Origin of the sequence: Edaphobacter sp. 4G125 (genome assembly GCF_014274685.1) — a bacterium.
Taxonomy (GTDB): domain Bacteria; phylum Acidobacteriota; class Terriglobia; order Terriglobales; family Acidobacteriaceae; genus Edaphobacter.
Window position 1 is genome coordinate 2865865 of the sequence record NZ_CP060393.1, and the last position, 24936, is coordinate 2890800.

At 53.7% G+C, this 24936-nt stretch carries 15 protein-coding genes, 1 tRNA gene and 2 riboswitches; of the genes, 7 read left to right on the plus strand and 9 right to left on the minus strand.

The features are described 5' to 3' along the window. Positions 1 to 27: 27 nt before the first annotated feature. Together H7846_RS11965 and H7846_RS11970 are read right to left on the minus strand one after the other, a co-directional pair. The gene (locus H7846_RS11965; protein WP_186692363.1) at positions 28 to 768 is read right to left on the minus strand and encodes a GntR family transcriptional regulator; all 741 of its coding nucleotides are present in this window, start codon (positions 766 to 768) and stop codon (positions 28 to 30) included. A 32-nt stretch (positions 769 to 800) separates the two neighbouring features. Further along, the gene (locus tag H7846_RS11970; protein WP_186692364.1) at positions 801 to 1754 is read right to left on the minus strand and encodes a dihydrodipicolinate synthase family protein; all 954 of its coding nucleotides are present in this window, start codon (positions 1752 to 1754) and stop codon (positions 801 to 803) included. An 83-nt stretch (positions 1755 to 1837) separates the two neighbouring features. Here H7846_RS11970 and H7846_RS11975 point away from each other — a divergent pair, with 83 nt between their 5' ends. Both H7846_RS11975 and H7846_RS11980 read left to right on the plus strand, forming a co-directional pair. Further along, positions 1838 to 3475 carry an FAD-dependent oxidoreductase gene (locus tag H7846_RS11975; protein ID WP_186692365.1) on the plus strand — a complete coding sequence of 546 codons (1638 nt, stop codon included), beginning with the start codon at positions 1838 to 1840 and terminating at the stop codon, positions 3473 to 3475. Between the two features lie 15 nt (positions 3476 to 3490). Then, complete coding sequence (locus H7846_RS11980; RefSeq protein WP_186692366.1) at positions 3491 to 4822, plus strand: MFS transporter; 1332 nt, start codon at positions 3491 to 3493, stop codon at positions 4820 to 4822. Here H7846_RS11980 and H7846_RS11985 read toward each other — a convergent pair. The 7 genes from H7846_RS11985 to H7846_RS12015 all read right to left on the minus strand — a co-directional run bounded on the left by H7846_RS11985 (position 4773) and on the right by H7846_RS12015 (position 17583). Further along, positions 4773 to 5939: a sialidase family protein gene (locus tag H7846_RS11985; protein ID WP_222597496.1), complete on the minus strand. Its 1167-nt coding sequence runs from the start codon at positions 5937 to 5939 to the stop codon at positions 4773 to 4775. The genes H7846_RS11980 and H7846_RS11985 overlap by 50 nt on opposite strands. A gap of 74 nt (positions 5940 to 6013) precedes the next feature. Then, a complete protein-coding gene (locus H7846_RS11990) occupies positions 6014 to 8017 on the minus strand; it encodes a beta-L-arabinofuranosidase domain-containing protein (protein ID WP_186692367.1) in 2004 nt (667 codons plus the stop codon). Positions 8018 to 8287: 270 nt separating this feature from the next. Next, positions 8288 to 11512 (minus strand): TonB-dependent receptor, encoded by a 3225-nt coding sequence (locus H7846_RS11995; RefSeq protein WP_186692369.1) that lies wholly within the window; start codon positions 11510 to 11512, stop codon positions 8288 to 8290. A 330-nt stretch (positions 11513 to 11842) separates the two neighbouring features. Then, positions 11843 to 12499: a ribosome hibernation-promoting factor, HPF/YfiA family gene (gene hpf / locus H7846_RS12000; RefSeq protein WP_186692370.1), complete on the minus strand. Its 657-nt coding sequence runs from the start codon at positions 12497 to 12499 to the stop codon at positions 11843 to 11845. Between the two features lie 11 nt (positions 12500 to 12510). Then, the gene (rpoN, locus tag H7846_RS12005) at positions 12511 to 14181 is read right to left on the minus strand and encodes an RNA polymerase factor sigma-54 (RefSeq protein WP_186692371.1); all 1671 of its coding nucleotides are present in this window, start codon (positions 14179 to 14181) and stop codon (positions 12511 to 12513) included. A 196-nt stretch (positions 14182 to 14377) separates the two neighbouring features. After that, positions 14378 to 15106 (minus strand): LPS export ABC transporter ATP-binding protein, encoded by a 729-nt coding sequence (gene lptB / locus H7846_RS12010; protein WP_186692372.1) that lies wholly within the window; start codon positions 15104 to 15106, stop codon positions 14378 to 14380. Further along, complete coding sequence (locus H7846_RS12015) at positions 15103 to 17583, minus strand: LptA/OstA family protein (protein WP_186692373.1); 2481 nt, start codon at positions 17581 to 17583, stop codon at positions 15103 to 15105. Before H7846_RS12015 ends, lptB begins: the two co-directional genes overlap by 4 nt. 88 nt (positions 17584 to 17671) lie before the next feature. Here H7846_RS12015 and H7846_RS12020 point away from each other — a divergent pair, with 88 nt between their 5' ends. The 5 genes from H7846_RS12020 to metE all read left to right on the plus strand — a co-directional run bounded on the left by H7846_RS12020 (position 17672) and on the right by metE (position 24876). After that, positions 17672 to 18322, plus strand: coding sequence for a hypothetical protein (locus H7846_RS12020; protein ID WP_186692374.1), 651 nt, complete (start codon positions 17672 to 17674; stop codon positions 18320 to 18322). A gap of 27 nt (positions 18323 to 18349) precedes the next feature. Next, positions 18350 to 18438, plus strand: a tRNA-Leu gene (locus H7846_RS12025). Positions 18439 to 18575: 137 nt separating this feature from the next. Continuing rightward, positions 18576 to 18768: riboswitch (cobalamin riboswitch) on the plus strand. 83 nt (positions 18769 to 18851) lie between these two features. Beyond that, positions 18852 to 21251, plus strand: coding sequence for a ribonucleoside-diphosphate reductase subunit alpha (locus H7846_RS12030; protein WP_222597497.1), 2400 nt, complete (start codon positions 18852 to 18854; stop codon positions 21249 to 21251). A gap of 12 nt (positions 21252 to 21263) precedes the next feature. Further along, positions 21264 to 22283, plus strand: coding sequence for a ribonucleotide-diphosphate reductase subunit beta (locus H7846_RS12035; RefSeq protein WP_186692375.1), 1020 nt, complete (start codon positions 21264 to 21266; stop codon positions 22281 to 22283). Positions 22284 to 22308: 25 nt separating this feature from the next. After that, a riboswitch (cobalamin riboswitch) is annotated at positions 22309 to 22494 on the plus strand. A gap of 99 nt (positions 22495 to 22593) precedes the next feature. Next, positions 22594 to 24876, plus strand: a complete 2283-nt coding sequence (gene metE, locus H7846_RS12040) for a 5-methyltetrahydropteroyltriglutamate--homocysteine S-methyltransferase (protein ID WP_186692376.1) — start codon at positions 22594 to 22596, stop codon at positions 24874 to 24876. Positions 24877 to 24936: the final 60 nt, after the last annotated feature.

Genomic DNA, 24936 nt, shown 5'->3' on the forward strand with positions numbered 1-24936 from the left:
TCCAGCATAACGCCGCGCCCCTTCTCCTTAAGAGGTCGTATTGCGTAGTTTTGTTGATGGCTTGCTTTCAGCTTGAAGATACTCTTCCAGATGCGAACGAATGAGCATCCAATTCGCTTCAATGTGCTCACGGATCGCTGTAGCAGCTTTGTTCGCGTTACGTGACTTGATGTGTTCCATCAAAGCGGCGTGACTGCTGCGCTGAATTGTCTTACGCAGTGGAGTACGATTGGTACGTTCAGCATGGCGCATGATGGCGCCCATTGCGAAAAGCGGTGCCGTGATTTGCAAAAGGACCTTCTGCAGCGTGCCATTGCCCGATAGCTCCCACAGCTTCTCATGGAATGAGAGATCAAGTTCCGAAGTCGCATCAGGGTCAGTCCGGGCATCGTGAATCTGGCGTGTGAGCTTTTCGAGATACGTTACATCGGCCGCAGTGATCGATTTCACCGCTAGACGAACGGCCTCAGCCTCTAACAGGACACGTGTACTGATAATTTCATCTACCTGCTCGGGCGTTAGGGAAACGACGCTGCTGCCGCGATACGCATTCTGCTCTACGAGGCCGTCATGCGCCAGCTCTTGCAATGCCTCGCGAACCACCGCGCGGCTTACCCCAAAATCCTTCGCCAGTGAAATCTCGGTCAAACGCTGTCCGAGCCGTAGCCTGCCATCAAGAATCGCGCTACGGATTGCGCTGTGGACCTTTTCCCGCGTCGATTCGCGGCGGACGGGTTCAAAGGTAATGCCGGTTTTTCTGGATGCCATAGAGGTTATGTTTCGGTAAGTTGCAATGTCTGTCAAGCAATAGAACGCATGCAGGGATCTTCTGTACCAGCATCGGTAAGCAAACTCACATACGGTTTCAAGATACCCTCCTGTTCCAGCATCTCCAGCACCCGGCGGCGCTTCTTCTCTTCCATGGGCGTGTCGAAGGGATGAATTGTAGCCTGACGGGCAATACCCATGTATTGGAATGAGAGTTCTAATCCACGCCAACCGCCATCGACCTCCAGAATACGGAAGCAACGATTAATTTTCTGCTGGATGAGGTCTGCGGCCTTGTAATCGCCGCGTGCCGCCGTATCGTAGATCTGACGAGCGACATCGGGAATGATGTTGTGAAGACCTTCGGTAATGCCGTCGAAGCCAAGCTGCAGTGCAAGACTCGTCATTTTGCCCGCACCGCTGATCAGCGCAAAACGCTGGCGCGGCAAAGGTGCGCGTAACAAATCCATCCAGCGGGAAACATCGGTCCCGCTGAACTTGATACCGATGATATTGGGGTGTTCCGCAAGACGAACGATGCTTTCCACGCTCAGCGAATTCGACACAAGCCGCGGATTGTCATAGAGGACGATTGGCTTCTCAGCATGATCAGCTGCATTGAGAAAGAACCGGATCAGTTCCTGTTGCTGATAGATGTAGTAGTACGGGGGCAGAAGGATGAGACTATCTACAGGCTGCCGGCCGATGGTGCGAATCTTCTCCATCACACGTGTCGACCCGCTGTCCGATATACCGCCATGCACCGGAACACGCCCGTTCGCGATGCTCACCACGCGCTCTACGACCTCTTCCTGCGTCGCATCCGGGAGCATGGCAAACGCCCCCATGGAACCATTCGCAAATAGCTGGTGCGCGCCGTTTCCAATAAGAAATTCCACTAGTCTCTCGAGCCCTGAAGGGTCGACGCTGTAGTCTTTTCCCACTGGAACAGCAACAGGAACAATTACGCCCCGAAGTGTACTCATTCTGTTCTAACCCCTAACTCGTCGTTCTTATGGTAGCCTGATTTTGTCGGATTGTCGACAACATACTAAAACGAGCTTTTGCGATGAATTCTGCAATTCCCCGGAACCACTCAGCTGATATCGTCATTCTGGGCGGCGGCACAGGCGGATGCGCTGCAGCGCTGGCCATCCTGGAAAATGGGTTTTCTGTCATCATGACGGAAGAGTTCGAGTGGATTGGCGGTCAATTCACCTCGCAGGCTGTCCCACCTGACGAACACGGCTGGATTGAGTCTTTCGGCTGCACAGCGCGATATCGCCAATTTCGCGAACAGATTCGCAATGTGTATCGTCAGTATTACCCGCTGCTTCCGCAATACCGTGATGAGCCGCGACTGAACCCCGGCAACGGATGGGTGTCGCCGCTGTGTCATGAACCGCGCGTCGCATTGTCAGTACTGCAGCGTATGCTGCAACCCTATCTCTCTTCAGGGAGATTGCTCCTGCTGACGCGATGTGAGCTGCTGTCGATCAGAAAAGACGATGATGATCATGTTCATTCTGCAATCGTCCGCACCGTGAGAGGTGAAGCAACGGAGTTGCGCGGTAAATATTTTCTCGATGCCACCGAGAACGGAGATGCCCTGCCGCTCGCCGAGATGGAATACGTTAGCGGAAGCGAGTCGCGCGCGATGACTAACGAGCCGAGTGCTTCAGAAAGCTATCGACCTGGCAACGTGCAATCGATCTCAGTCTGTTTCGTCCTGGATGAAACAGACGACAAGAACAATATCGCTGCACCTCCCGAAGGTTACGAATATTGGCGTAACTACGAACCAAAGCTTACACCGCCGTGGCCCGGTAAACTGCTTTCCTGGAACGGTCTGAACCCCCGCACAATGCAAACGATGCACTACAACTTCAATCCGCATCGCGAGAAGCCCGGGCTTTTCTCCGGGCTCTGGGCGTTCCGGCGTATCATCGACCGCGCACAATTTATGGAGGGCATCTTCCCCAGTGATCTCTGCCTGGTGAACTGGCCCATGATCGATTACATGGAAGCCGACATTCTCTCCTGCAGCCAGGAAGAACGGCACCGGCATATCGAAGCGGCGCGACAGTTGAGCTTGTCGATGGTCTATTGGCTACAGACAGAAGCACCCCGCCCCGATGGCGGAAAAGGCTGGCCAGGGCTGCGTCTGCGGGGCGACATTACTGGCACACCGCATGGACTTGCGATGGCGCCGTACATTCGTGAGTCACGTCGCATTGTTGCCAAACAGACCATCGTAGAGCAAGATGTTTCCGCACAGTGTCGCCCGAACGACATGCTTGCTGAACGCTATGAAGATTCGATCGGTCTGGGCTACTATCGCATCGACCTGCATCCCTCAACGGGAGGAGATAACTATATTGACGTGCCGTCGCAGCCTTTTCGCATTCCGTTGGGAGCGCTGGTGCCAATGCGTATGCAGAATTTGCTGCCTGCTGCCAAAAATATCGGCACCACCCATATTACGAACGGCTGCTATCGCCTACATCCTGTGGAGTGGAACATCGGTGAAGCGGCAGGCTTGCTAGTTATTTACTGCTTGCGCAATAACACCACTCCGGAGAAAGTCCACGCGTCTCGCGACCTCTTCCGCAAGTTTCAGATTTCCATTATCGAACAAGGTATCGAAACAGCATGGCCTGAGGGACTGAATCTGGATGATGGTGATCCGCACGCACACGCACGTTAGGGTGGAAGACATATCGTGATCGCCCGACTTCTCCATCTCGTACGATCGCACAGGCGATGGCAGATTGTTGCTCTGTTGTTTCTCTTTTCGGTGGTCAACAATCTTGACCGGCAGACGCTCTCCGTTCTCGCGCCGACGCTGCAGAAGACCCTGCAGTTTGGGCCGCAGCAATACTCCTATATCGTCACGGCGTTTCTTGCGGCGTACACACTGGGATATCTCTTCTCTGGAGCATTGCTCGATAGGTTTGGCGTGAAGAAAACGCTTGCAGCGGCACTGCTCTTTTGGACAATCGCAAGTATTTTGCATGCAACTGCCACAGGATGGCGCTCGCTCCTGCTGCTTCGCTTCTTGCTCGGTTTGGGAGAAAGCTTCACCAGCCCCGCTGGCATCAAAGCGCTGGCAGAATGGGTACCTGCGCGTGAGCGCGGGTTGAGCGCTGCGATCTTCACGAACGGCAATATCGTTGGAGCGATACTCGCACCGCCGATCGTGACACTCTTCGCATTACACTATGGATGGCGCAGCGGATTTATTGCACCTGCGTTGACCGGGCTCGTTCTCCTATTTGTATGGAACATCTGGTATCACGGGCCGAAAGAAGATCCATGCATCAGCGAAGCGGAACGTGAAATCGTTCTACGTGAAACTGCTATCGTAGAAAGTCATGCAAAAACTCATGTCGGTTATACGGTTGTGCTGCAACCATTATTCATCGGATTTTTTCTGATGCGTTTTCTTACGGACTCAGTCACTTACTTCTTTTCTTTCTGGATGCCGAGTTATCTGTCGTCGTCGCGTGGCTTCTCGCTTGCAGCGCTTGGCGCCGTAACGTGGATTCCTTTTCTCGCGTCGGACTGCGGCGGGGTCGGCGGCGGTGCAGTTTCAGACTGGCTGATTCGACATGGATTGCCCGTCACCATAGCCCGCAAACGCATGTTGTTGCTCGCTGCATTATTAATGACCTCGACTGCTGCCGTTGTCCTTGCGCACACGGCAGCAATGGCCATTGCGTTAATGGCTCTCGCCTTCGCCGCGCAGAGTTGGTGGATGGCTAACCAACTCGCGCTAATCTCTGAAAGCGCAGAAAAACAGATCATCGGCAGAGTGCTTGCCTTCTCAGCCCTGGGCGGAAGTCTCGGCGGCATGTTCTTTACGCTGATTACCGGACATATCATTGCCACCGCCGGTTATCGTCCAGTCTTTCTTGCGGCAAGCCTCTTTCATGTCACTGGTTGGATGATTCTTGCTGCCGCCCAACGCGCTCAGTCGCGATATGAACTAAAAGTACATTCTTCTAGCCGCGCAGAGCAGCATCCAGTTCTGACAGACGGAAACGCACACTGACGACGGAGTTCTTCTCCGGTCCAGGCCGGTATTGAATGTACGTTGTCGCAACGAGGTTTCCATCTGGCAGCACCTCGAGCCCTGAATAACCACAGTCACCACCGTGGTAGCTCTCCAGCAGCTTGACGCGGTACCGGCCGTCTTTGCCACTGAGGATGTCCTCATACCGTCCGATCCAGGCGACGAAATGCTTACCTGTTGGGCTTTCAGCGCCAGTATCACGCATCGTGACGACAATATGTCCGTCGGCGGTATAACGTGGCATGTGACGATCACCCCACAGTCCCGGCGGCAACGGTTTGTACTTAGACCAGGTTTTGCCCTCATCTTCGCTAGTCATGTAGAGTGCTACGCGTTTCACATTCTCGCGAATCAGGCAGAGTATTTGTTTGCCATCCGGCGAACGAAATGCCGCGGGCTCACATGGCTTAAGCCCCGGGATGTCGAGGATTACGCGCCATGGAGCCCAAGTCACGCCGCCATCTTCAGAGATGCTTGACGCAAGGACGTTGGAACGCTGTTCTACCTTTTCATCTGGTCGACGAATGTTGCTTAATCCCAGCAAGCGCTTGCCACCATCAATCGGCACAATGGAGCAGAAGGGCATCACCGCCTCTTTAAGATGGTTCGACTGCATCGGCGACCAAGTCACGCAATCATCATCGGATGTTGCATACTGCATACATTTGTCAGGACCATTGCCCGCATATACAAAGACTCGCGATCCGCCCTTTGGTTGCGGCAGCCGATAGATCGCCGGGCAGTTCTTGGCCACAGTCCAATTGGCAGGAGTAGGCAGTAGCCCACTCCACGTGCGTCCTTCGTCAGTTGTCTTCTTCAATGGACCGCAGGTGCCGCCATGTCCGATCGTCCACACTGCGTATATCGTCTTCTTATCGAGAGCAAGTAACGTTGTGGGATGACCCTGATAAATATCTTTTGTTCCCTGCGCCACTACACATTGACGCGAGATGTCCGCAGAGAGATCGAACGTCGGAACGCCGTGATACGGAGCAAGCTTTGCGATTTTCCCTGTGTCATTTACAACCCCGAACGCACCTATAGTGGGCATAGCCCCCGTTGCAAGAACTCCTTGAACAAATGATCTGCGGTCCATTTCCCTCCTTACCGGATCTAGAGAATTTTTCTAGGGCACAATCTTTCCGTCGCTGACCAGAATCAGTGAATGTGCTACCAATCATGGAATGTGGCAAGAGCTGTACCACTGTCGAAGACGTTCGTTGGCTGGGAGCTCAGCTCCACTGTTTCTGGAAGTGATCTCCACTTCCACGCTCCAGGACCATCTCCAGCTACGGGAAAACACGAAATCCGGAGACGCGCACAACCAAGGGGGATTAACTCAATCGTTTCCACAGGTGCGTCAACAGCTACAGGGCTAGGCTGTAGTTCGGTAACTGTACGGTTCTGTTGACCCCAAACGTGCAGGCGCTTGGCACGGCAACGTATAACGAGTGGCGCGGTTTCAGGACTCCAAGGCTCTAACAGATTCTCATCCTGCATTACGATTTCGAATTGAGATCCAATCGCATCGTTCGAAATTGCTAGAGCATAGTTCCACGGACTCTCTGGAAGCACTTCCCAATTCGGCCACTCAACTGTCCCTTTGTAGTGTTTAGGATCGCCTAGATCGGGATGCTGTCTCCAATTTTCTTTAATTCTCAGTGAGTAGCTAAGTGGGCCGCGATCGACGGTTACGCTGCCATTTCGAGGCCAACGCGTCAGATGGATACTCATACCGAAGTTGATTGTCAACACTTCGCCCTTTGTCCACGCGCGCTTTATGCAAAGGTATTTACCTTTTGCTTCTTCGATAATCTCTTCTGTGCTATTCAGACGAGCGGTAGCAGAACTCGCCCATCTGGGGACCCTGAGGTACAAAGGGAATGGAGAATTCGCCCCCGCGATACATTCAAGAATGATCTCGCCTGAGAATGGGTAGTCCGTCTTCATGCGGAAGCTGACCATCTCCGTATGTGGGCCCACCTTTGCCGTCACGCTGTTAGGGGAGTAACACCAGGCGACGAGGCCGTCATCTGCCGATGCCAACCATAGGCTCTCGGTGAATGTTGGCCATCCCATACCGGTGTTATGGCCACAGCATCGATTCAGTGGCGTGTACCCGATATAGGACGTGTTACCGATTAATTCATTGCGGAATAGATGCCCCGCTGTACCATCTCGTTGCGCCATATTGGGTGCAGTGAGATAAGCAACGGCTTTCATGTTCTGTGTTAGAGCTGCAGTGAAGTGGTTGAACAGAACGTCTTCGCACCGATCCGCCCAGATTGTATCTCCCGAGATACGACCCAATTGCTGAAAACTTCGTGCAAATTCGACCATCGCACACGCTTCAAACGCCTGCCTGGGATCAACACATCGAGGGCGCAACCGTTCGTCCATCGCCATGGCCCCCCGTGGCATCTGTCCCCAGGTTGCTTTTGTTTGTGTGTACCAATCTTCAGACGATTGCAGATCACCGATATCATGCGAGAGTGGATAGTAGTAACCGGGAGCGGCAAAGCGTTGGCTAAACATCACCCCATGATGATTGAGCCACTCATCCCACGGAAGACGAAGATGGCGATAGACCCGATGCGCCAGATCAAGTAGCCAGGACTCCGGCTTGCGTTCATACACCCAGAAGATAAGTGGAAGCGCATCACCGCCTCGCTCCTGCTGAAAGAATGGCGCAATGCTTCCAAAGTCGCCTCCGCCCCAACCTCGGTAGAGGACTTTGCTGGATGGGATGAAGGCATCTTCCGGGACGCTTTGACAGAAGTGGAAGAAGTTAAACAGCAACGGCAGGATACGAGAGTCTCCAGTATATTCAGCGTGCTGTATGAGCGCAGGGATGATCAGGAAGTGCGGGCCCAGGTCGCAAACTACCCTGCCGTCCTTACCTTTTACTGTCTTCAACTTTCGAGGGCCGAAAAAACCGTCCTCCTGAGCGCTCGCAAGTATGGCTTCGATATACTGCTTCGTTATTGTCAGGCATCTATGATCTTGTGTCAGTACGGCAAGTGGATAGAACCCGCGAAACCAGTAGGGAACCTCTTCCCAGTAACCCACCTGCGAATCTGGGTATAGCCAAGCGTTGTCTGGCTTAACAAAGGTGCCGTACTCGGGCAGACGTCCAGTGATTCCATCCAACATCAACTCCAACTGTCGATTCAACCAGCCTTCTGGCCGGATTGAACCTAGTGGTAACTTGAGAAGCGGCGGCGGAACCAGTGCATTGGGTGATGTTGCGTAGGCATTGTTTCTACCTTCCGACGGCAATGTATCAACGACTCTTACGAGTCTTGAATCACTTGTTGGATGTTCTCTAAACCGTTGCGCTATGGTCGCCGAAGCGCTTGTCGGATAAAGCGTACAAGTCCCTAAGCCTGCCAAGAATGAACGTCGGTCAACCATTATCGATTCCTCCGCGGCCACAGCCAGCAGTTAGAAGATGTACTTGAGTGCAAGTTGCCCGATGCGCGAGCCGATCAACGGTGCTGATGTGATGGTTCCAAACGTTGTTGCACCCACAGAGTGATTCGGCATTCCATAGATCGGGTGATTCAACACGTTGAAGTACTCAGCACGAAACTGAAACTTCTGTTCGTTATAAACCGGAAAGAACTTCATGAGGGAGAAATCTACCTTTGTTACTCCCGGTCCTTCCATCGTATTGCGCCCGACATTGCCAAAAGTGTAAGCCGCTGGATTCGCAAAAGCATTGGGGTTGAACCACAGCTTCGCGGAGCGGTTCGGTACTGAAGAATTTCCTACCTGATTGGCGCGTTCGCTATTGGTGTACTGCCCAATGTTTGCGATGTCACCCGATGCAGTAATCGTGAACGGAAAACCCGTGTGCCACGTTACGAGCGATGCGATTTGCCATCGACCAAATAAGTTACGTTCCCACCCATGGAGACCGAAGTCTTTCAACTGATAGACAGCCGACAGCGTGAAGCGATGTCGCATGTCCGTTGATGAGAGACCATATTCCGCGCGCTGGTCATATGGGTTTTGTGCAATGCTGTTCTCGTTGCTCAGTCCGCCCCACTCGGAGGCCGTATCCAGTGACTTAGAATACGTGTAGGCCGCCAAATAGCGCAGACCATGGCTCATATTCTTTTCTGCCGTGACCTGCAGTGAGTTGTAGTTGGTCCATGCATCTGCGGTCGACATCAAGATCGCGCCATACATCGGGAATCTTCGTCGCGCCTGAATGGTGCCCGTAGCAGGCGGAGCGGGATTCGTCTCCGAACGACGATTAATATGCGTGCCCTTGCTGCCCACATACAGGACCTTCAATGAATAGTCCTTGAAGAATTGCTTCGCAAAGCCGAGGTTCCACTGCTGAATGTAGCCGTTGCGATAGTTGCGCGGATCCAGCGTGATAAACGAGGGATTCGTAGGCAACAGTGAATTGGAACTTACCGTCGGAAAAACACCGAATTGCAGTTCAGGCGTAGTACTGCCGCTTGTCGAAGTCTGTCGCAGGAAGAAAGGTGGTGCGGTGGCGGCATTTTGTACGGGGTTCGCAATCGACTGGCCCAGAAAGAGGCCATACGCTCCGCGAATTACCGTGTCGCTGGTATCGAACGGGCGGAATGCGAATCCGATACGTGGAGACACCCCGCTCTGCGGATGCTTGATGTCGCGTATGTCTTCAAAGCGGTACGGGTAGGGGAATGTCGTAAATGGAATCTTGGCAGTTCGCGGGTAGACGAGCTGACCAGTATTCGCATCGAAGTATGCCCAGCGATCATAAATATCTCTCCATGCACCATCACGCTCCCAGCGAATGCCGAGATTCAGCGTTAAACGAGGCAGCACGTGAAAATCGTCTTGCAGAAACAACTCGACACGTTTGTTGCGAACGTATTGGCCGACGTATCCCGTGCCATTGAGGATCGATTCCGAAGCCGGTAAACCAAGAAGAAAATCGGCAATACCGTTGGAATAGGACGATCCCGTCTTTCCGGTAAAAGCGCCCGTGAAGGAGTATGCACCGGAGAGCGTTTGCGGCTGCACATTATTGAACTGATAGACACGAAGATCGCCGCCAAGTAACAGCGAATGCCGCCCCAGATTCCAGTTCAATGTGTCGATGTACTGGAAGGTATTTTCTGCTCGATTGAGTGGAAGTGTCGCCTGCCCACTCAGAGTTGAGATGTTACTGATCGTCAACGATGGAAATTGCAACCGATCCGCTGTTGCGCCGTAGGTGGGGAGACCTAACTTTGACGGGTAATCGATACCGAGTGAATCCGGCAGATAGTCGAAGCGATAACGCTGCGCGCCGATTCGAATATCATTGACGATCTTCGACGAGAAGATGCGCGTGTAACCAAGCACGATTCCGCGTGGATGGTTGATAAGACTGTTGCCGTTGTATGGCAGCGCCGGCGAGTAGGCCACGCTGTTGTTATAGGAAAGCCGCAGGAACAACTTGTCGCGATCGCTGATCGATTGATCGATACGCAGCGTCTGTTTGTCCGAATTCGTTGGCGAAACCTGGGTCACAATGTAGTTTGATGTCGAGGTGTCGTTGGTCGGCTTTGGGAAATAATTGTTCAAAATGTTCACGGCAATCGGATTCTGACGACTCGCCGGAATCCGATTGCCTGCAAACTGCTGTCGCTGTCCGCCAACTACATTGAACGGATCGTAAATCGCGCTTGCGAACTGCCCGGACCGCTGCGCCAGTGTCGGAATGGTGTACAGATTGGTTTGGCCCTGACGCAGACGCAGCCACTCCGCGCCGTAGAAAAAGAACGTGCGATCTTTGCCGCTGTATAGCTTCGGAATGGTGACGGGGCCGCCCAGAGAAAAACCAAATTGATTTCGTTTCAGCGGGTTGACCCCGGTAGAGAAAGGCGCTGCTGCATCAAAAATCTGGTTGCGCAGGAATTCGTATACGGTTCCATGGGACTGGTTTGAACCCGACTTTGTAGCCACCTGCACTACAGCGCCGGACGCCCGGCCAAACTCCGCCGAGTAGTTCGCCGTTTGCACCTTGAATTCCTGGATCGCATCGACCGAGGGAATGAGTACGGCAAGGCCAAGATTCAAATCATTATTATCGAGTCCATCGAGCATATAGTTGTTGTCCTCAGCTCGCATGCCATTTACGCTTAGCGCCTGCCCCTCTTGGCGTTGCACGATGGTGGTGTTGCCCGGGGCGCCTTCCGTCGCACCTGGCACAAGCGTACCCAGTTGGATGAAATTACGGCCATCCAGCGGCAATTCCGTGATGGTCTGGTTGTCAATTACCTGCCCTACATCAGCACGTTCGGTATCAATCAGGGGTGTCGCCCCGGTTACGGTTACCGTCTCATTCACGTCGCCGGCTGATAGCATCGAATCCACGCGCGCGGTTTGGTCTACATTCAGAGTGATCGGCGAGCGGGACGATTTCTTATAGCCACTCTTCTCTACGGCTATTTCGTACGTGCCAATTGGCAGGGTTGTCAGTGTGTAGTTGCCCGAAGAATCAGTCACGACACTACGATGTTCTGCCGTGGACATATTGGTGACGGTCACACGCGCCCCCACAACAACGCCGCCTGAGGAATCCTTAACAGTACCGACGATTGCGCCGGTGGATTGCGCAACACAGACACCACTGATCAGCAATAGGAGAAACAGGGTTGGAGCAAGTTCAAATCGACGCATTTGAGCCCTCGATCATTTTCTAAATTGTTAGATGGTCGACAATCTACACATTGCAATCAAAGATTGTCAATCCCTAACCGCAAAAACAAATCGCGACGATTAAAGAGGTTTAAATTCTGGTTTTGAAGATTCCAGTTTGTTCGTAGGAGATCGAGGGTTGGTGCAAAGCGAGCATCGTCTAACGCAGTTACTTTATAATCGCGCTTCAAATGTATCGAGGCGCAATTTCATCTCTTTCGGCCATCAAAACGCCGTAGGCTCAATAAGAAATTTATGGCCGCAGCATCTCCAATGCTGCGGCCATACCGGATCGATATTCAAATAACATTGCTACGGAACTTCAATCAACTCCATCTTTCCATCGCGTTTTCGATGGAGCACCATGGCTTGGCCATCGTGGTCACGGAAGACAAAGACTTCGCGATCGCGAAAAGCTGCTTCCTTGACAGCTTCCTCCAAGGACATCGGACGAAGTGCAATCCCATCTTTTGAACGAACAAGATGAGGCTCTTCCAAAGGAGACTCTGATGGAAAAGAGTGAACCAGCATCGGAACAGCCTTCCGAGCTGAGCCATTTTTGGAAATCATCGACTTTTCAATCCGCTGTACCTTGAGTGCCCCTGAACCATTCGTGGGCTCAGCAAGAGCCACCTCTCTTACACCTTCTTTAGCATGCCGTTTGATCGTTGTTTTCTTCTTCTTATAGCGAATCGCCTGCTTTTCAAGGGCCGCTAAAGCATCGCGAAGGGCCATTTCCAGATCGGTGGACTCACAGGCTGCCACCAGTTTTAGGTTCCTCGTCTGGACAGTTAACTCTGCAATGCGACGATATTTTTCTGTGGTCAGAATCACGTGAACGCTGCCCGCATCCCCAATAATCCTGGAGATTCGATCCAGCCCCGCTTCCGTTTGTGCCTTGAGTTTTTTGGTGATCGTCGTCTGCCTGCCGGTGTAATCAACGTTCATCACGGTACCTCGTGTGGACATATTACGCTCGTTCAACGAATCCGGCGCTGATGAGTACTCGGAATTTGCATATCTTCCCGATATTTCGCAACGGTTCTTCGTGTCACTTGAATTCCCTGCCGCTGCAACTCCGCTGCCAGCTGATCATCGGTGAGCGGCTTACGCGGATCTTCTTCCTCAATCAGCTTCTTGACCTTTCGCTTAAGTAGAATCAAGGGAAGGTCTCCACCCTCGGGACCATTGACGCCTTCGGAAAAGAAGAATCGAAGTTCATAGACCCCCTGTGGGGTATGCACATACTTATTCGCCACCGCGCGGCTGACCGTGGAAGGATGGACGCCGATCTCTTCGGCTACCTCCTTGATCATCATCGGCTTCAGCGCGTCCACCCCATGTTCCAGAAATTCTGTCTGCCGACGCACGATGACCTCGCAGGTTCGCACAATCGTGTTCTTTCGCTGTTCGATATTACGCAACAGTTGAATTGCCGACTTGTAGCGTTCCTTCACATACTCCTTAACCTCTTTTTCGGTCTGCTTTTCCTGAAGCATGCGTCGATAGCTATGATTGAGTCGAAGAGCCGGCATATCCTCTTCATTGACCATCACGACGTATTGGTCTTCTCGTTTGACGAATGCCACATCCGGTTCAATCAGGCGCGTCTCTGTATGGTTGTAACGTTGTCCTGGACGAGGATCGAGCGAACGGATCAGGTCAACTGCTGCCTGTGTCTCCTCAGGCGAACGGCCACAACTACGCGTCAGCTCGCGCATATCCTTCTTCTGGAGAAGCGGAAGACAGTTTTCAACGATATGTGCGGCGATCGTGAAGAGGTCTTCTCGATCGGTTACTGAAGAGTGGCCATCCCCTGCGGCAGCCGCCTCCTGCTGACGTCGCAGGACCAAGGCTGCCTCTTCTCGCTGGGCTCCTATCTGAATCAGCAGACACTCCCGCAGGTCGCACGCTCCCACACCCACTGGATCCAGACGATGGATAATCGCTCGCGCCCGGGTTACCGCCGCAGAAAACAATTCGCGTTCCGATAGATCTGCTGAAGCAGCCATTTGTACTGTCGGCGCTTCCTCCTCGGTCTCTTCCACAATGGCGTCTGCTTGAGGCTCCCGACGCTTTGCCCCAGTCTCGAAGGGAATCGGCGATGGAAGTGGGCTGCGCTTTGCTTCCAGAAGCAGAGCGAGCAGTTCTTCTTCCGTTGCAGTCAAGTATCCGTTTTCGTTCAGGTTGCCAATGATCAGTTCAGCTGCCGCCCGAACTTCCGGCTCCAGGGTGAGGGATCCCAACTGCCAAAGGAGGTGATCGCTCAAAGTACTTGGCTGCGACAGAAAGTTCTCGAAGGAAGGCTTATCGTATTCTTCGAAGTTGGAAGCCGTCCGGAAGCCCGGATCGAGATACTCCTGAAAGTAATTCCCGAAGTCAATCTCTTCGAATGGATCCTTTTCTTTCTCCCCCTGGGCAACGGCTTCTTCCGCTGAACGCTCGAGATCACCTTCCATTCCAGATCTCTCTTCAAGACTGATCGAATGGTCCTCAATCTCTTCAAGTACTGGATTTTCAACAATTTCTGCGTTAATCATCTCCTTGAGCTCTAATTTATTCAAGGCAAGCACACTGACCATCTGCACCAGGCCAGGTGTAAGCACCTGGCGTTGGGAGACTTTCAAATTGAGCTTTGGCTGCAGGAGCACGTTTCAGGTCCCTCAGAATTTACTGCACGATCATAGGCGAATCCCCCGGCATGGCCTAATACATTTCAACTGAAGCACATCTGCCGAGTATCCAACGATTTGTTTTAAACTTAATCTGCCTCGAGTTTATCGCGACCTGTTCCATCCAGAACTGTGTCGCTGTGAGCACTGTTTTACAACAGAAGTTGTAATAGCTCTAATCCATCGAAAACTTCTCTCCCAGGTAAATCTTACGGACTTCTGGATCTCGCCCCAGATCTCCAGGAGTGCCCGCACGGAATATCTTTCCTTCATTAATGATATACGCGCGATCGGTCACAGACAGGGTTTCGCGCACATTGTGATCCGTAATCAAGACCCCGATTCCTGCCCGTTTGAGGTCGAAGATAATCTGCTGCAAATCGATCACAGCGATCGGGTCGATCCCGGAAAAAGGTTCGTCCAATAAAATGAACGCCGGATTGATTGCCAGGCAGCGAGCGATCTCCACTCGTCTTCTCTCGCCACCACTCAAGGCGTAACCATGCGTCTTGCGAACATGGGCAAGATTTAACTGCTCAATCAGCTTTTCGGTACGGGTTCTTCTCGCCTCCCAGCTGAGCTGCTGGGTTTCAAGTACAGCCAGAATGTTGTCTTCCACCGAGAGCTTACGGAAGACCGAGGGTTCCTGGGGCAAATAGCTGATCCCATAATTACGAGCCCGTAGATACATCGGAAGCCGCGTAATATCGTCACCATCGGCGAGTACCCGACCAGCATCCGGCCTGACCAGACCGACAATCATATAGAAACTGGTCGTTTTGCCCGCGCCGTTTGGCCCAAGCAGACCGACGACCTCGCCCTGCTCAATCTTCAGGCTTACCCCTCTTACTACCTGGCGGCCGCCATACGACTTACCAATCTCTTCCGTCGATAGCGTCCTCATCGTTCTCTCTTCACTCGCGTCTCCGTGCGAACCCTGGGCCCTGTACCGCTCGTCTCTCCATTAGAAATCACAACGCTCTCATCCTGCTGACGGAAGCGAAGTTCTTTTCCCGTAACGGTACCTCGCGTTGCATCCATCACCTTGGGTGGCTGCACGTCGGTTCCTGTCAGAACAAAGACGCCATCGGAACCCGTATAAGTCAGCTGGTCTCCTGTGGCGCGCCTCCCCATCTGTGTAATCTCGATTGAACCGTTGACAACAACGCGTTCTACCGCTCCCCCGAAGAGATCCGGGTTGACCGCCGATGCGTTCTTCTTCCCGGGCGTCGATTGCATATATGCCGTCGCCTGTCGACCCTGCATGACACCGTCAGCGCTCTCCACCTTGACCCCACCCGTAAATTGGGCTGTGTGGTCCTCCGAGGAGTACACCATCTCCCGGCTGCCGATTCGGACCACGGCAGGTTCTCGTAACTTTGTACCGATTCCTGCTGCCGATGCACCATTCTGACTAGGTACCTCCGAGGAACCAACACTCACCAGAACGGTATGAACCGCCATAGGCGCTCCATGATCGTGCGCAGTCAATCTTCCCTGCTTCCGCTCCAATTCAAGAACGGGAGCCTCGATCTGTGAGCCTCCCTGCCAAATTCTGGCAGCACTTCCTGCCTTTCCATAAAAGATGACCTTATCGCTGGCCTTATCAACATCGGCACGGACCGCCAGAACATGCAGAGCTTCCCCTTTTTCTCCTTGCCGATAGCTTCCTTTGATTGCTCCATCCGCAGCAGCATTGCCTGTCTTCTGGTCCACGACAACCTGGTTTGCCCATAAGACACCGTCAGTGCTTTGCATTTGGACAGAACCGCTCAGCGTCAGGTGCTGACTCTTACCGTCATAGACAGCCTTTTCCGCTGTAGCTTTATCAGTCTGAATTCCGGTCTGTCCCGGTTTAGCTGGCGTAGTACGCGTGGTAATCACATGTCCCTGCTGAACCGCAGTCGCAATCTCGTTCCCGATGCCGACGGGTGCTCCCGACGATGCCCCAGGAGAATGACGGAAAGTCACATGAAGCGCATCGCCAGAACTCGTCTGCACGGTACCATCTTCACTTTTTTGTTCGAGCCTTGTATTTCCATTCCCTGTCACTTCATCGAGTCTCGATCGCCCAGCCTGCAGGATGAACTGCGCTGTCAGTACATCGCCGGCAAGAGCATTGGCTCGCTGACCCGAGCCAGCCTTTACTGAATCCACCACTTTCAGCCGCGCGCCTCCACTGGCTTTGGCACTCTGCATCCATGTCTTTCCATGACCATCATTCGCCAAAGCTACTTCGACTGTGTCGGCTGCAAGGTTCCGCTCACTTGCGATGGACTTCGGGAGACCCGGAGAAAGCTTTTCGTTCAAGTGGACTGCTCCCACCAGAACGGCCTTCATAGCCTCTCCTTGCTTATTAAATGCCAGTCTCATCTCTGCGGCTTCTCCATCCGCCTGCCGTTGTTCATCTTTGGAGGTATAACGGACCCCACCCCACATCCGGATGGACTGGGGTTTATTCGCTTCACTCAACACGGCCTCGCCACGCGGAGCCACCATTTGTGAACCATCACCATCCGTCACGGTTACACCATCTTCGCCTGTCAGATGCTCCACCGAGCCGTCTGTGCGTAGAAATGCGATGGCCTTTCGTGCTGCGATGGTCTGCCGTGCGCCGATTCCATCCTTTTCACCGTTCACCGTTACATACTTTGCCTGAGTAAGCAGTACTTTACGATTCGTACGGTCGAGTTCGGCATGAGCAGCCGTAAGCAGAGCAGGTTCTCCTTTTTCTAAGCCGCTAACCTTCACGTCGGAGTGCAGCACGAGCATACCGGTATCCGCGTTGTAATCAGCCCCATCTGCCTGTCCAGTCAGGCCGTTGTACTCAAAATCAATCTGTTGATCGGTCGCAGCAACACCCAGTTTTTGCAAATAAACCAGGCCGCTGGTCTTTACATGTAAAAGCTGTGAATCGGCTGGCTCCGGCTCATTTGCTCGATCCGCTTTCGCTTCTTTTCCTGCGCTATTCATCGTCTGTGCGGGAGCCTGCAAATCAAGATGGACCTCCCCCATCGCCCGCACGACTCCTGCGGCTTGATCTAGTTCAAACTCCTTGCCATAGATACGATCCACGCGGTTCTTCTGGTCCTCACCATTTCCGTAGACCGACACCGCGACATCGCGCAACGTATATTTGCCGTCTTTGCGTTGGATCGCCTTCGCAGCATGGACGGTAAATATCGTTCTTCCCTTAACGGTCTGTGACCAGGTAAAGGAGTTCGCTTCCTGCTGAATATCCGCACCGAGTTTCCGCGGGAGTTCTGTAAGGATGCGGCGAGCACGATAGTGTCCGTACGTGAGAAAACCTGCAACGACCAGAACCAGGAGGCCTGCCCCCGCAAGTAACCATCTCCGCAGCCTTTCCACTGAAACATTCATGATCTGGACCGTCTGTTTATCTTCTCATCTCTATATGGAGAAAGCGCCTCCAGCTCTTTTCTTCCTTCCCCACCTGTACACTAGGGATATGGCCGACCAGCTTTATCTCAGCCTCTGGTTTCCGAATTTTCGCTTTGAAGCCCTTCCGGTAGCTCTAATCTCTGTCCTCCGGCAATTTACGCTCGTCAGTGGCGAAAAACGGGTGTCGGCAGCCTCGGTCTACCCCATCGATTTCACTGAATCGCCGATCTACCAACGCATCTACGTCAACGACGATCGCGCTGAGTCCACAGAAAGCTCCATCATCGAAAATGCTGTCAAAGAAGCCACCGAACAGTTCCATGAAGATATGGCTTATGAGTTCGAGATGAAGTGGAATCTCTGGATGCCGGAAAGTAATCCTGCTCCACTGGCGGAAGCAGCCCTCGATGTCCTCTGGCGCCCCCACCCCTCAACGGTAAAGGTTATCGGCTTTGGCCCGGAGTTCGACCGCGGAGCCTATGAACAGAACGGCCATATCCGCGTTGACTTCGGCCTGGACACCCCATGGGTCATGGATGAGGAAACCGGAGTCGATCTGGATGAAGAGGCAAAGAAACATATCCAGCAAAATGTTGAAATGCTGCTCGCCTTCACCTTATCTGTCGAGAAAAACTCTGGAATCTCAGGCCGCCTGCTGTGGACAGAATCCGGCGAGCCTCTCGCCGAGAAGCTTCGTACTCGGCTCTCCCTGAATTAGCATGGGAGAGGCTACTCCTTCCTATACGCCCGGATGGCGAAATCGGCAGACGCAGCGGACTTAAAATCCGCGGACCTGAAAGGGTTGTGGGGGTTCAAGTCCCCCTCCGGGCACCATTCATCGATGAAAAACATTTGCTGGATTTAAGAAATAGTTTGCGTGTCCAAACTGGGCCAAGCCGCTTGTTTTCATCAGGAAAGAATCGCAACATATCCACAACATATAGTCATTGACCTGAAACATTACCCTTGTTATAGTGAGTGAACTTCACGGTGTCCTGACCTGCTCGGTCAGGGCTGAAAAGGGAATCCGGTGAAAATCCGGAGCTGCCCCGCAGCGGTAAGCAGGAACGAAAGCTCCACCATGGCACTGGCTGAAAAGCTGGGAAGCCGGAGCAAGTAGGTAGCCTGCAGAGTCCGAAGACCTGCCTTGAAGCGATTTCACACACCTCCGAGGGGAAGGTGCGGTGGTTGCGCTTGCTTTCAGCAGACGTCTCCGCTTCATCCGCTCGGGGAAAAGGAGACTCCCCATGGCGGCACAAGCGACCCTGACCGAAGTCGATCCCCATTTCCCACCTGCCGATGTCGTTCCCCAAATGCAGGTGCGCAAACGCAACGGTGCGCTTGAGCCCGTCAATGTCAACAAGATTGTCCGTGCTGTAGAGCGTTGCTGCCATGGACTGTCTCACGTTGACCCCATCCGGGTTGCCAGCAAAACCATCGGCGGACTCTTCGATGGAGCGAGCACTCGCGAGTTGGACGCCATCTCTATCCAGACCGCGGCGGCTCTCATCGCTGAAGAGCCTGAGTATTCCCGACTAGCAGCACGCCTGCTACTGGCCACAATCGAAAAAGAAGTTGCCGGCCAGAACATCTATTCATTCTCACAATCCATCGAGACTGGCCATCGCGAAGGCGTCGTCTCCAAAGACACTGCCGAGTTCATAGCCGCCAATGCTCGCAAGCTCAACAGCGCCATCGACGATCGCTTCTCCGACCGCTTTGAATACTTCGGCCTGCGGACGGTCTACGATCGCTATCTGCTTCGACATCCCATCAGCCGACAGGTCATTGAGACACCGCAGTACTTCTTTATGCGTGTCTCCGCTGGACTCTCCACACGCGTTCACGAGGCGGTAGAGTTTTACCGTCTCATGGCATCGCATGACTATCTGCCGAGTTCCCCAACATTGTTCAACAGCGGGACCAAGCACTCGCAGATGTCGTCGTGCTATCTTCTCGATTCCCCCAAAGACTCTCTGGAATCCATCTATGACGCTTACAAACAGATCGCCATGCTGTCGAAGTTCTCTGGGGGCATCGGACTCGCATTTCATCGCGTTCGCTCAGAAGGCTCCTTGATCCGCGCAACCAATGGCCTCTCCAACGGCATCGTTCCCTGGCTGCGCACTCTGGACGCGTCTGTTGCTGCAGTCAATCAGGGAGGCAAGCGCAAAGGAGCCTGCTGCGTCTACCTGGAACCGTGGCATGCCGACGTCGAATCCTTCCTGGAGATGCGCGACAATACTGGCGATCAGGCACGCAGAACCTACAACCTGAACCTGGCCAACTGGATTCCCGATCTCTTCATGCGCCGTGTCGATCAGGATGAGACATGGTCTCTCTTCGACCCGAAAGATGTACCGCATCTGCCCGATCTCTTTGGAGACGACTTTGATCGTGCCTATGAAGAAGCTGAACAACAGAAGAAATATATCCGGCAGGTCAAAGCACGCGATCTCTACGCCCGCATGATGCGTACCCTCGCTGAAACCGGTAACGGATGGATGGTCTTTAAGGACGCCAGCAACATAAAGTGCAATCAGACCGGACGACCAGAAAACGTCGTACACCTCTCCAATCTGTGCACCGAGATCACCGAGGTGACTTCGTCCGCAGAAACTGCCGTCTGCAATCTTGGCTCGATCAATCTTGCTCGTCACCTCACCGATGGTGCCTTCGACTTCGAAAAGCTGGCCGCCACCGTGCGTCAGGCAGTTCCGATGCTCGATCGTGTCATCGACATCAACTTCTACCCTGTTCCACAGGCCGCCTCTGCAAATAGTCGCTGGCGACCTGTTGGCCTCGGCCTTATGGGCCTCCAGGACGTCTTCTTCCAGCTTCGTCTTCCCTTCGACTCGCCCGAGGCGCGAACGCTCTCTGCAAAGATCCAGGAGGAGATCTACTTCCACGCTCTCACCGTCTCCTGCGAACTGGCGGAGCAGAACGGACCTCATACAGCATTTTCAGAATCTCGCGCGGCAAAGGGCGAGCTGCAATTCGATCTTTGGGGAGTCACACCCGAAGACTCCGAGCGTTGGAAACAGTTGCGCGAGCGCATCCTCCGCGTCGGTCTGCGTAATTCGCTGATGATCGCGATTGCTCCTACTGCAACGATCGCCTCCATCGTGGGTTGCTACGAATGCATTGAGCCCCAGGTCTCCAACCTCTTCAAGCGCGAGACCCTCTCCGGGGAATTCATGCAGATCAATCGCTATCTCGTCCAGGAGCTGAAACAGCTCGGCCTGTGGTCCGAAGCCATGAGGACGCAGATCAAACTGGCGGAAGGTTCCATCCAGGGAGTTAAGGAGATTCCTGAAGAGGTACGTTCCACCTATCGGACTGTCTGGGAGATTCCTATGCGCTCCCTCATCGATATGGCTGCCGATCGCGGAGCATTTATCGATCAAAGCCAATCGTTAAATCTCTTCGCTGAATCCCCCAACATCGGCAGACTCAGCTCGATGTATATGTACGCGTGGAAGCGCGGAATCAAGACCACCTATTACCTGCGCTCGCGACCTGCAACCAGAATCGCCAAGACAACGGTCTCTGCCGCCGCGCGTGAACAAGTTGTGCCTACCATGAATGCCTCTGCGAGCGTTACCTGCTCGCTCGATAATCCTGAAACCTGCGAAGCCTGCCAGTAACGGAGATCCATTATGTCCACCGCCACGCCCCATGCCATCCTCGATCCCGGCCTCTCCCTCACGCTTCGGCCCATGCGTTATCCCGTCTTCTTTGAGATGTTCAAGGATGGAATCCGCAATACCTGGACCGTCGAAGAGGTCGACTTCTCAACTGATCTTGTCGACCTTCGCTCGCGCCTGACTCCTGCGGAGACTCACCTGATCCAGCGCCTCGTCGCTTTTTTCGCAACCGGCGATTCGATCGTCTCCAACAATCTCGTCCTGAATCTCTACAAGCACATCAACTCGCCGGAAGCCCGGCTCTACCTCTCCCGCCAGCTCTTTGAAGAGGCCGTGCATGTGCAGTTCTATCTCACCTTGTTGGACAACTACGTTCCCGATCACGAAGCGCGTGCCGCAGCCTTTGCTGCAGTCGAGAACATCCCTTCCATCACCAAGAAGGCGCAGTTCTGCATGCGTTGGATGGATTCGATCCAGAAGCTGGACGAGCTGCGCACGCCACAGGAGCGCAAGCAGTTCCTCTTGAACCTGGTTTGCTTTGCCGGATGCATTGAGGGTCTTTTCTTCTTCGCCGCCTTTGCTTATGTCTACTTCCTTCGTTCCCGTGGCCTGCTCAATGGATTAGCAGCCGGAACCAACTGGGTCTTCCGCGACGAGAGTTGCCATCTTGAATTCGCTTTCGAAGTTGTCAACGTCGTCCGCGCTGAAGAACCCGGGCTCTTCGACGAGGAACTCCAGCAACAGATCGTCGAGATGATGAAAGAAGCCGTCGACTGCGAGCTGCAGTTCGCTGCAGACCTTCTCTCCGGCGGAGTCGCTGGGCTTTCCGTTCGCGAGATGCAGCAGTACCTGGAATATGTCGCCGATTCACGTGTTGTACGATTGGGAATGCAGCCGATCTTCGGGTCGAAGAATCCCTTCGCGTTCATGGAACTGCAAGACGTGCAGGAGCTGACAAACTTTTTTGAACGGCGCGTCTCGGCCTATCAGGTCGCAGTCGCAGGGGAGGTCGCCTTTCACGAGGATTTCTAAGTAGGCAAAGTCCTACCTAACCACAATCATCATTAGCCTTCGCGGTGCCGATCTCAGTATCGGCTTAAAAGGGAATCCGGTAAGAATCCGGAACTGCCCCGCAGCGGTAAGCAGGAACGAAAGCTTCAAAAAGCACTGGTTCAAAACTGGGAAGCTGAAGCAAGTAGGTAGCCTGCAAAGTCCGAAGACCTGCCGTGAAGGTATTACTCGTCCGCCTCCGAGGGGAGGGAGAGATGGCAATGGCGCATAGATCTGTGTAGTCCCATCGTCACCTTTCTCTTCTCCTTAGGCCGTAATTAAGGAGAAAGAAATGGCATTTCCAAAGACTGGTAATCTCGGATTCCCGCGCATGGGAGCGCACCGCGAGCTGAAGTTTGCTCTCGAAGGCTTCTGGAGCGGCAAGCAAGACGAAGCATCCCTGCTTAGCGTTGCGCGTCAACTGCGCACTGAACACTGGAAGTTACAACACGCAGCAGGAATTACCACGCCTCCTTCCAACGACTTTTCTCTCTACGATCACGTCCTCGACATGGTAGCCACTCTGGGAGCAATTCCAAAGCGGTACGCTCACCAGGGCGGTCCCGTACCTCTCGCGACTTACTTTGCCATGGCTCGTGGCTCTGCCAACGCTCCTGCAATGGAGATGACCAAATGGTTCGACACGAATTACCACTACGTCGTCCCTGAGTTCGAACCAGGAATGAAGTATGCTCTGCTTTCGGCTAAAGTTGTCGACGACTATCTCGAAGCCAAGTCGCTCGGTATCGAGACAAGACCAGTTCTGCTTGGCCCCGTCTCCTTCGTTCTCTTGGGCAAACCGACGGACAATAACGTCACTCGCACGAGCGTACTCGAAGCTATTCTCCCGCTCTACTCCACGCTGCTCTCACAACTCCAAGCCGCTGGTGCCGAGTGGGTCCAGATCGACGAACCCTGCCTCTGCCTCGATCTGAACGACGAAGCGCGGTTGTTCTACCAAAAGGCCTATGCAATCCTGCGGGGAGTTGTATCGCCCAAGCTGATGCTCACAACTTATTTTGGCGATCTCGCCGAAAACCTCGATCTTGCCTTAAGCCTTGGCACAGAAGGCCTGCATCTCGATCTGGTCCGTGCACCACAACAACTCGAGGCTTTGACTTCAAAGGAGATTAACGGCCCTCATCTCTCGCTTGGACTCATCGATGGACGCAATGTCTGGCGCACTGATCTCGATCACGCCGTCACACAGATTGAATCCGCCGTTGCCCACTTCGGAGCCGACAAAATCCAGATCGCTCCCTCGTGCTCTCTTCTCCACTCCCCTGTCGATCTCGATCTCGAGCACAGCCTCGATCCCGAGATTCGCTCCTGGATGGCATTCGCCAAACAAAAACTCGACGAAGTTGTATTGCTGGCACGCAGCATCGGCGGCAAAGACAAGATCGCGGCAGAACTTCAGACAAATGCGAAGATTCTGACCTCCCGGCGCTCTTCTCCGCGAATTCACCGCGAGGAAGTGCAACAACGCCTCGACGCTATCGACTCACCGATGCTACAGCGGCACGGCCTTTACCCCGCTCGCCGCAAAACTCAGGAAAAAGCCCTCGCACTTCCCTTTCTCCCTACCACCACAATAGGCTCATTCCCTCAGACCACAGAAGTCCGCAAAGCTCGTGCAGCCTCTCGCGCTGGCAAACTCGATGCAGCAGCTTACGAAAACTTCCTCCGTCAAGAAACCGAGCGCTGCATCCGCTTTCAGGAAAGCGCTGGCCTCGATGTGCTCGTTCACGGTGAATTCGAGCGCAACGATATGGTGGAGTACTTTGGCGAACAATTGGAAGGATTCGTCTTTACCTCCAACGGCTGGGTGCAAAGCTACGGTTCCCGCTGCGTCAAACCTCCCGTGATCTTTGGCGACGTCTTCCGCCCTCAGGCAATGACCGTGCAATGGTCGACCTACGCACAGTCACTCACATCATCTTTGGTGAAAGGAATGCTCACTGGCCCCGTTACCATCCTGCAGTGGTCATTCGTGCGCGACGATCAACCGAGGGCGCAAACCTGTCAACAGATTGCGCTCGCCATTCGTGACGAAGTTCAGGATCTGGAAGCAGCCGGAATCAAAGTCATCCAGATCGACGAGCCAGCAATCCGTGAAGGGCTTCCCTTGCGCCGTGCCGATTGGCCAGTCTATCTCGCGTGGAGCGTCGACTGCTTCCGTCTTGCGACCTCCGTCGTAAGAGACGAAACCCAAATCCATACCCACATGTGCTACTCGGAGTTCAACGACATCATGGATGCAATTGTTCGTATGGATGCCGATGTCATCTCCATCGAATGTTCGCGTTCGCGCATGGAACTGCTGGATGCATTCCATCGTGTCCGTTATCCCAACGAGATCGGACCCGGCGTGTACGACATTCATTCCCCACGTATTCCTTCTGGCAAAGAGATGGAAGACCTGCTACGCAAGGCGCTCGAAGTCCTCACTCCGCAGCAGCTCTGGGTCAATCCAGACTGCGGCCTCAAAACACGAGGATGGGAAGAGGTTCGCCATGCCCTGACTGCAATGGTCCACACAGCCAAACAGGTACGCGCATCGCTATCAGCCTGATAAAACGAATGCGCGGCTCTCACCCCGGGAGCCGCGCATTGCAACAACTATTCCACGAAT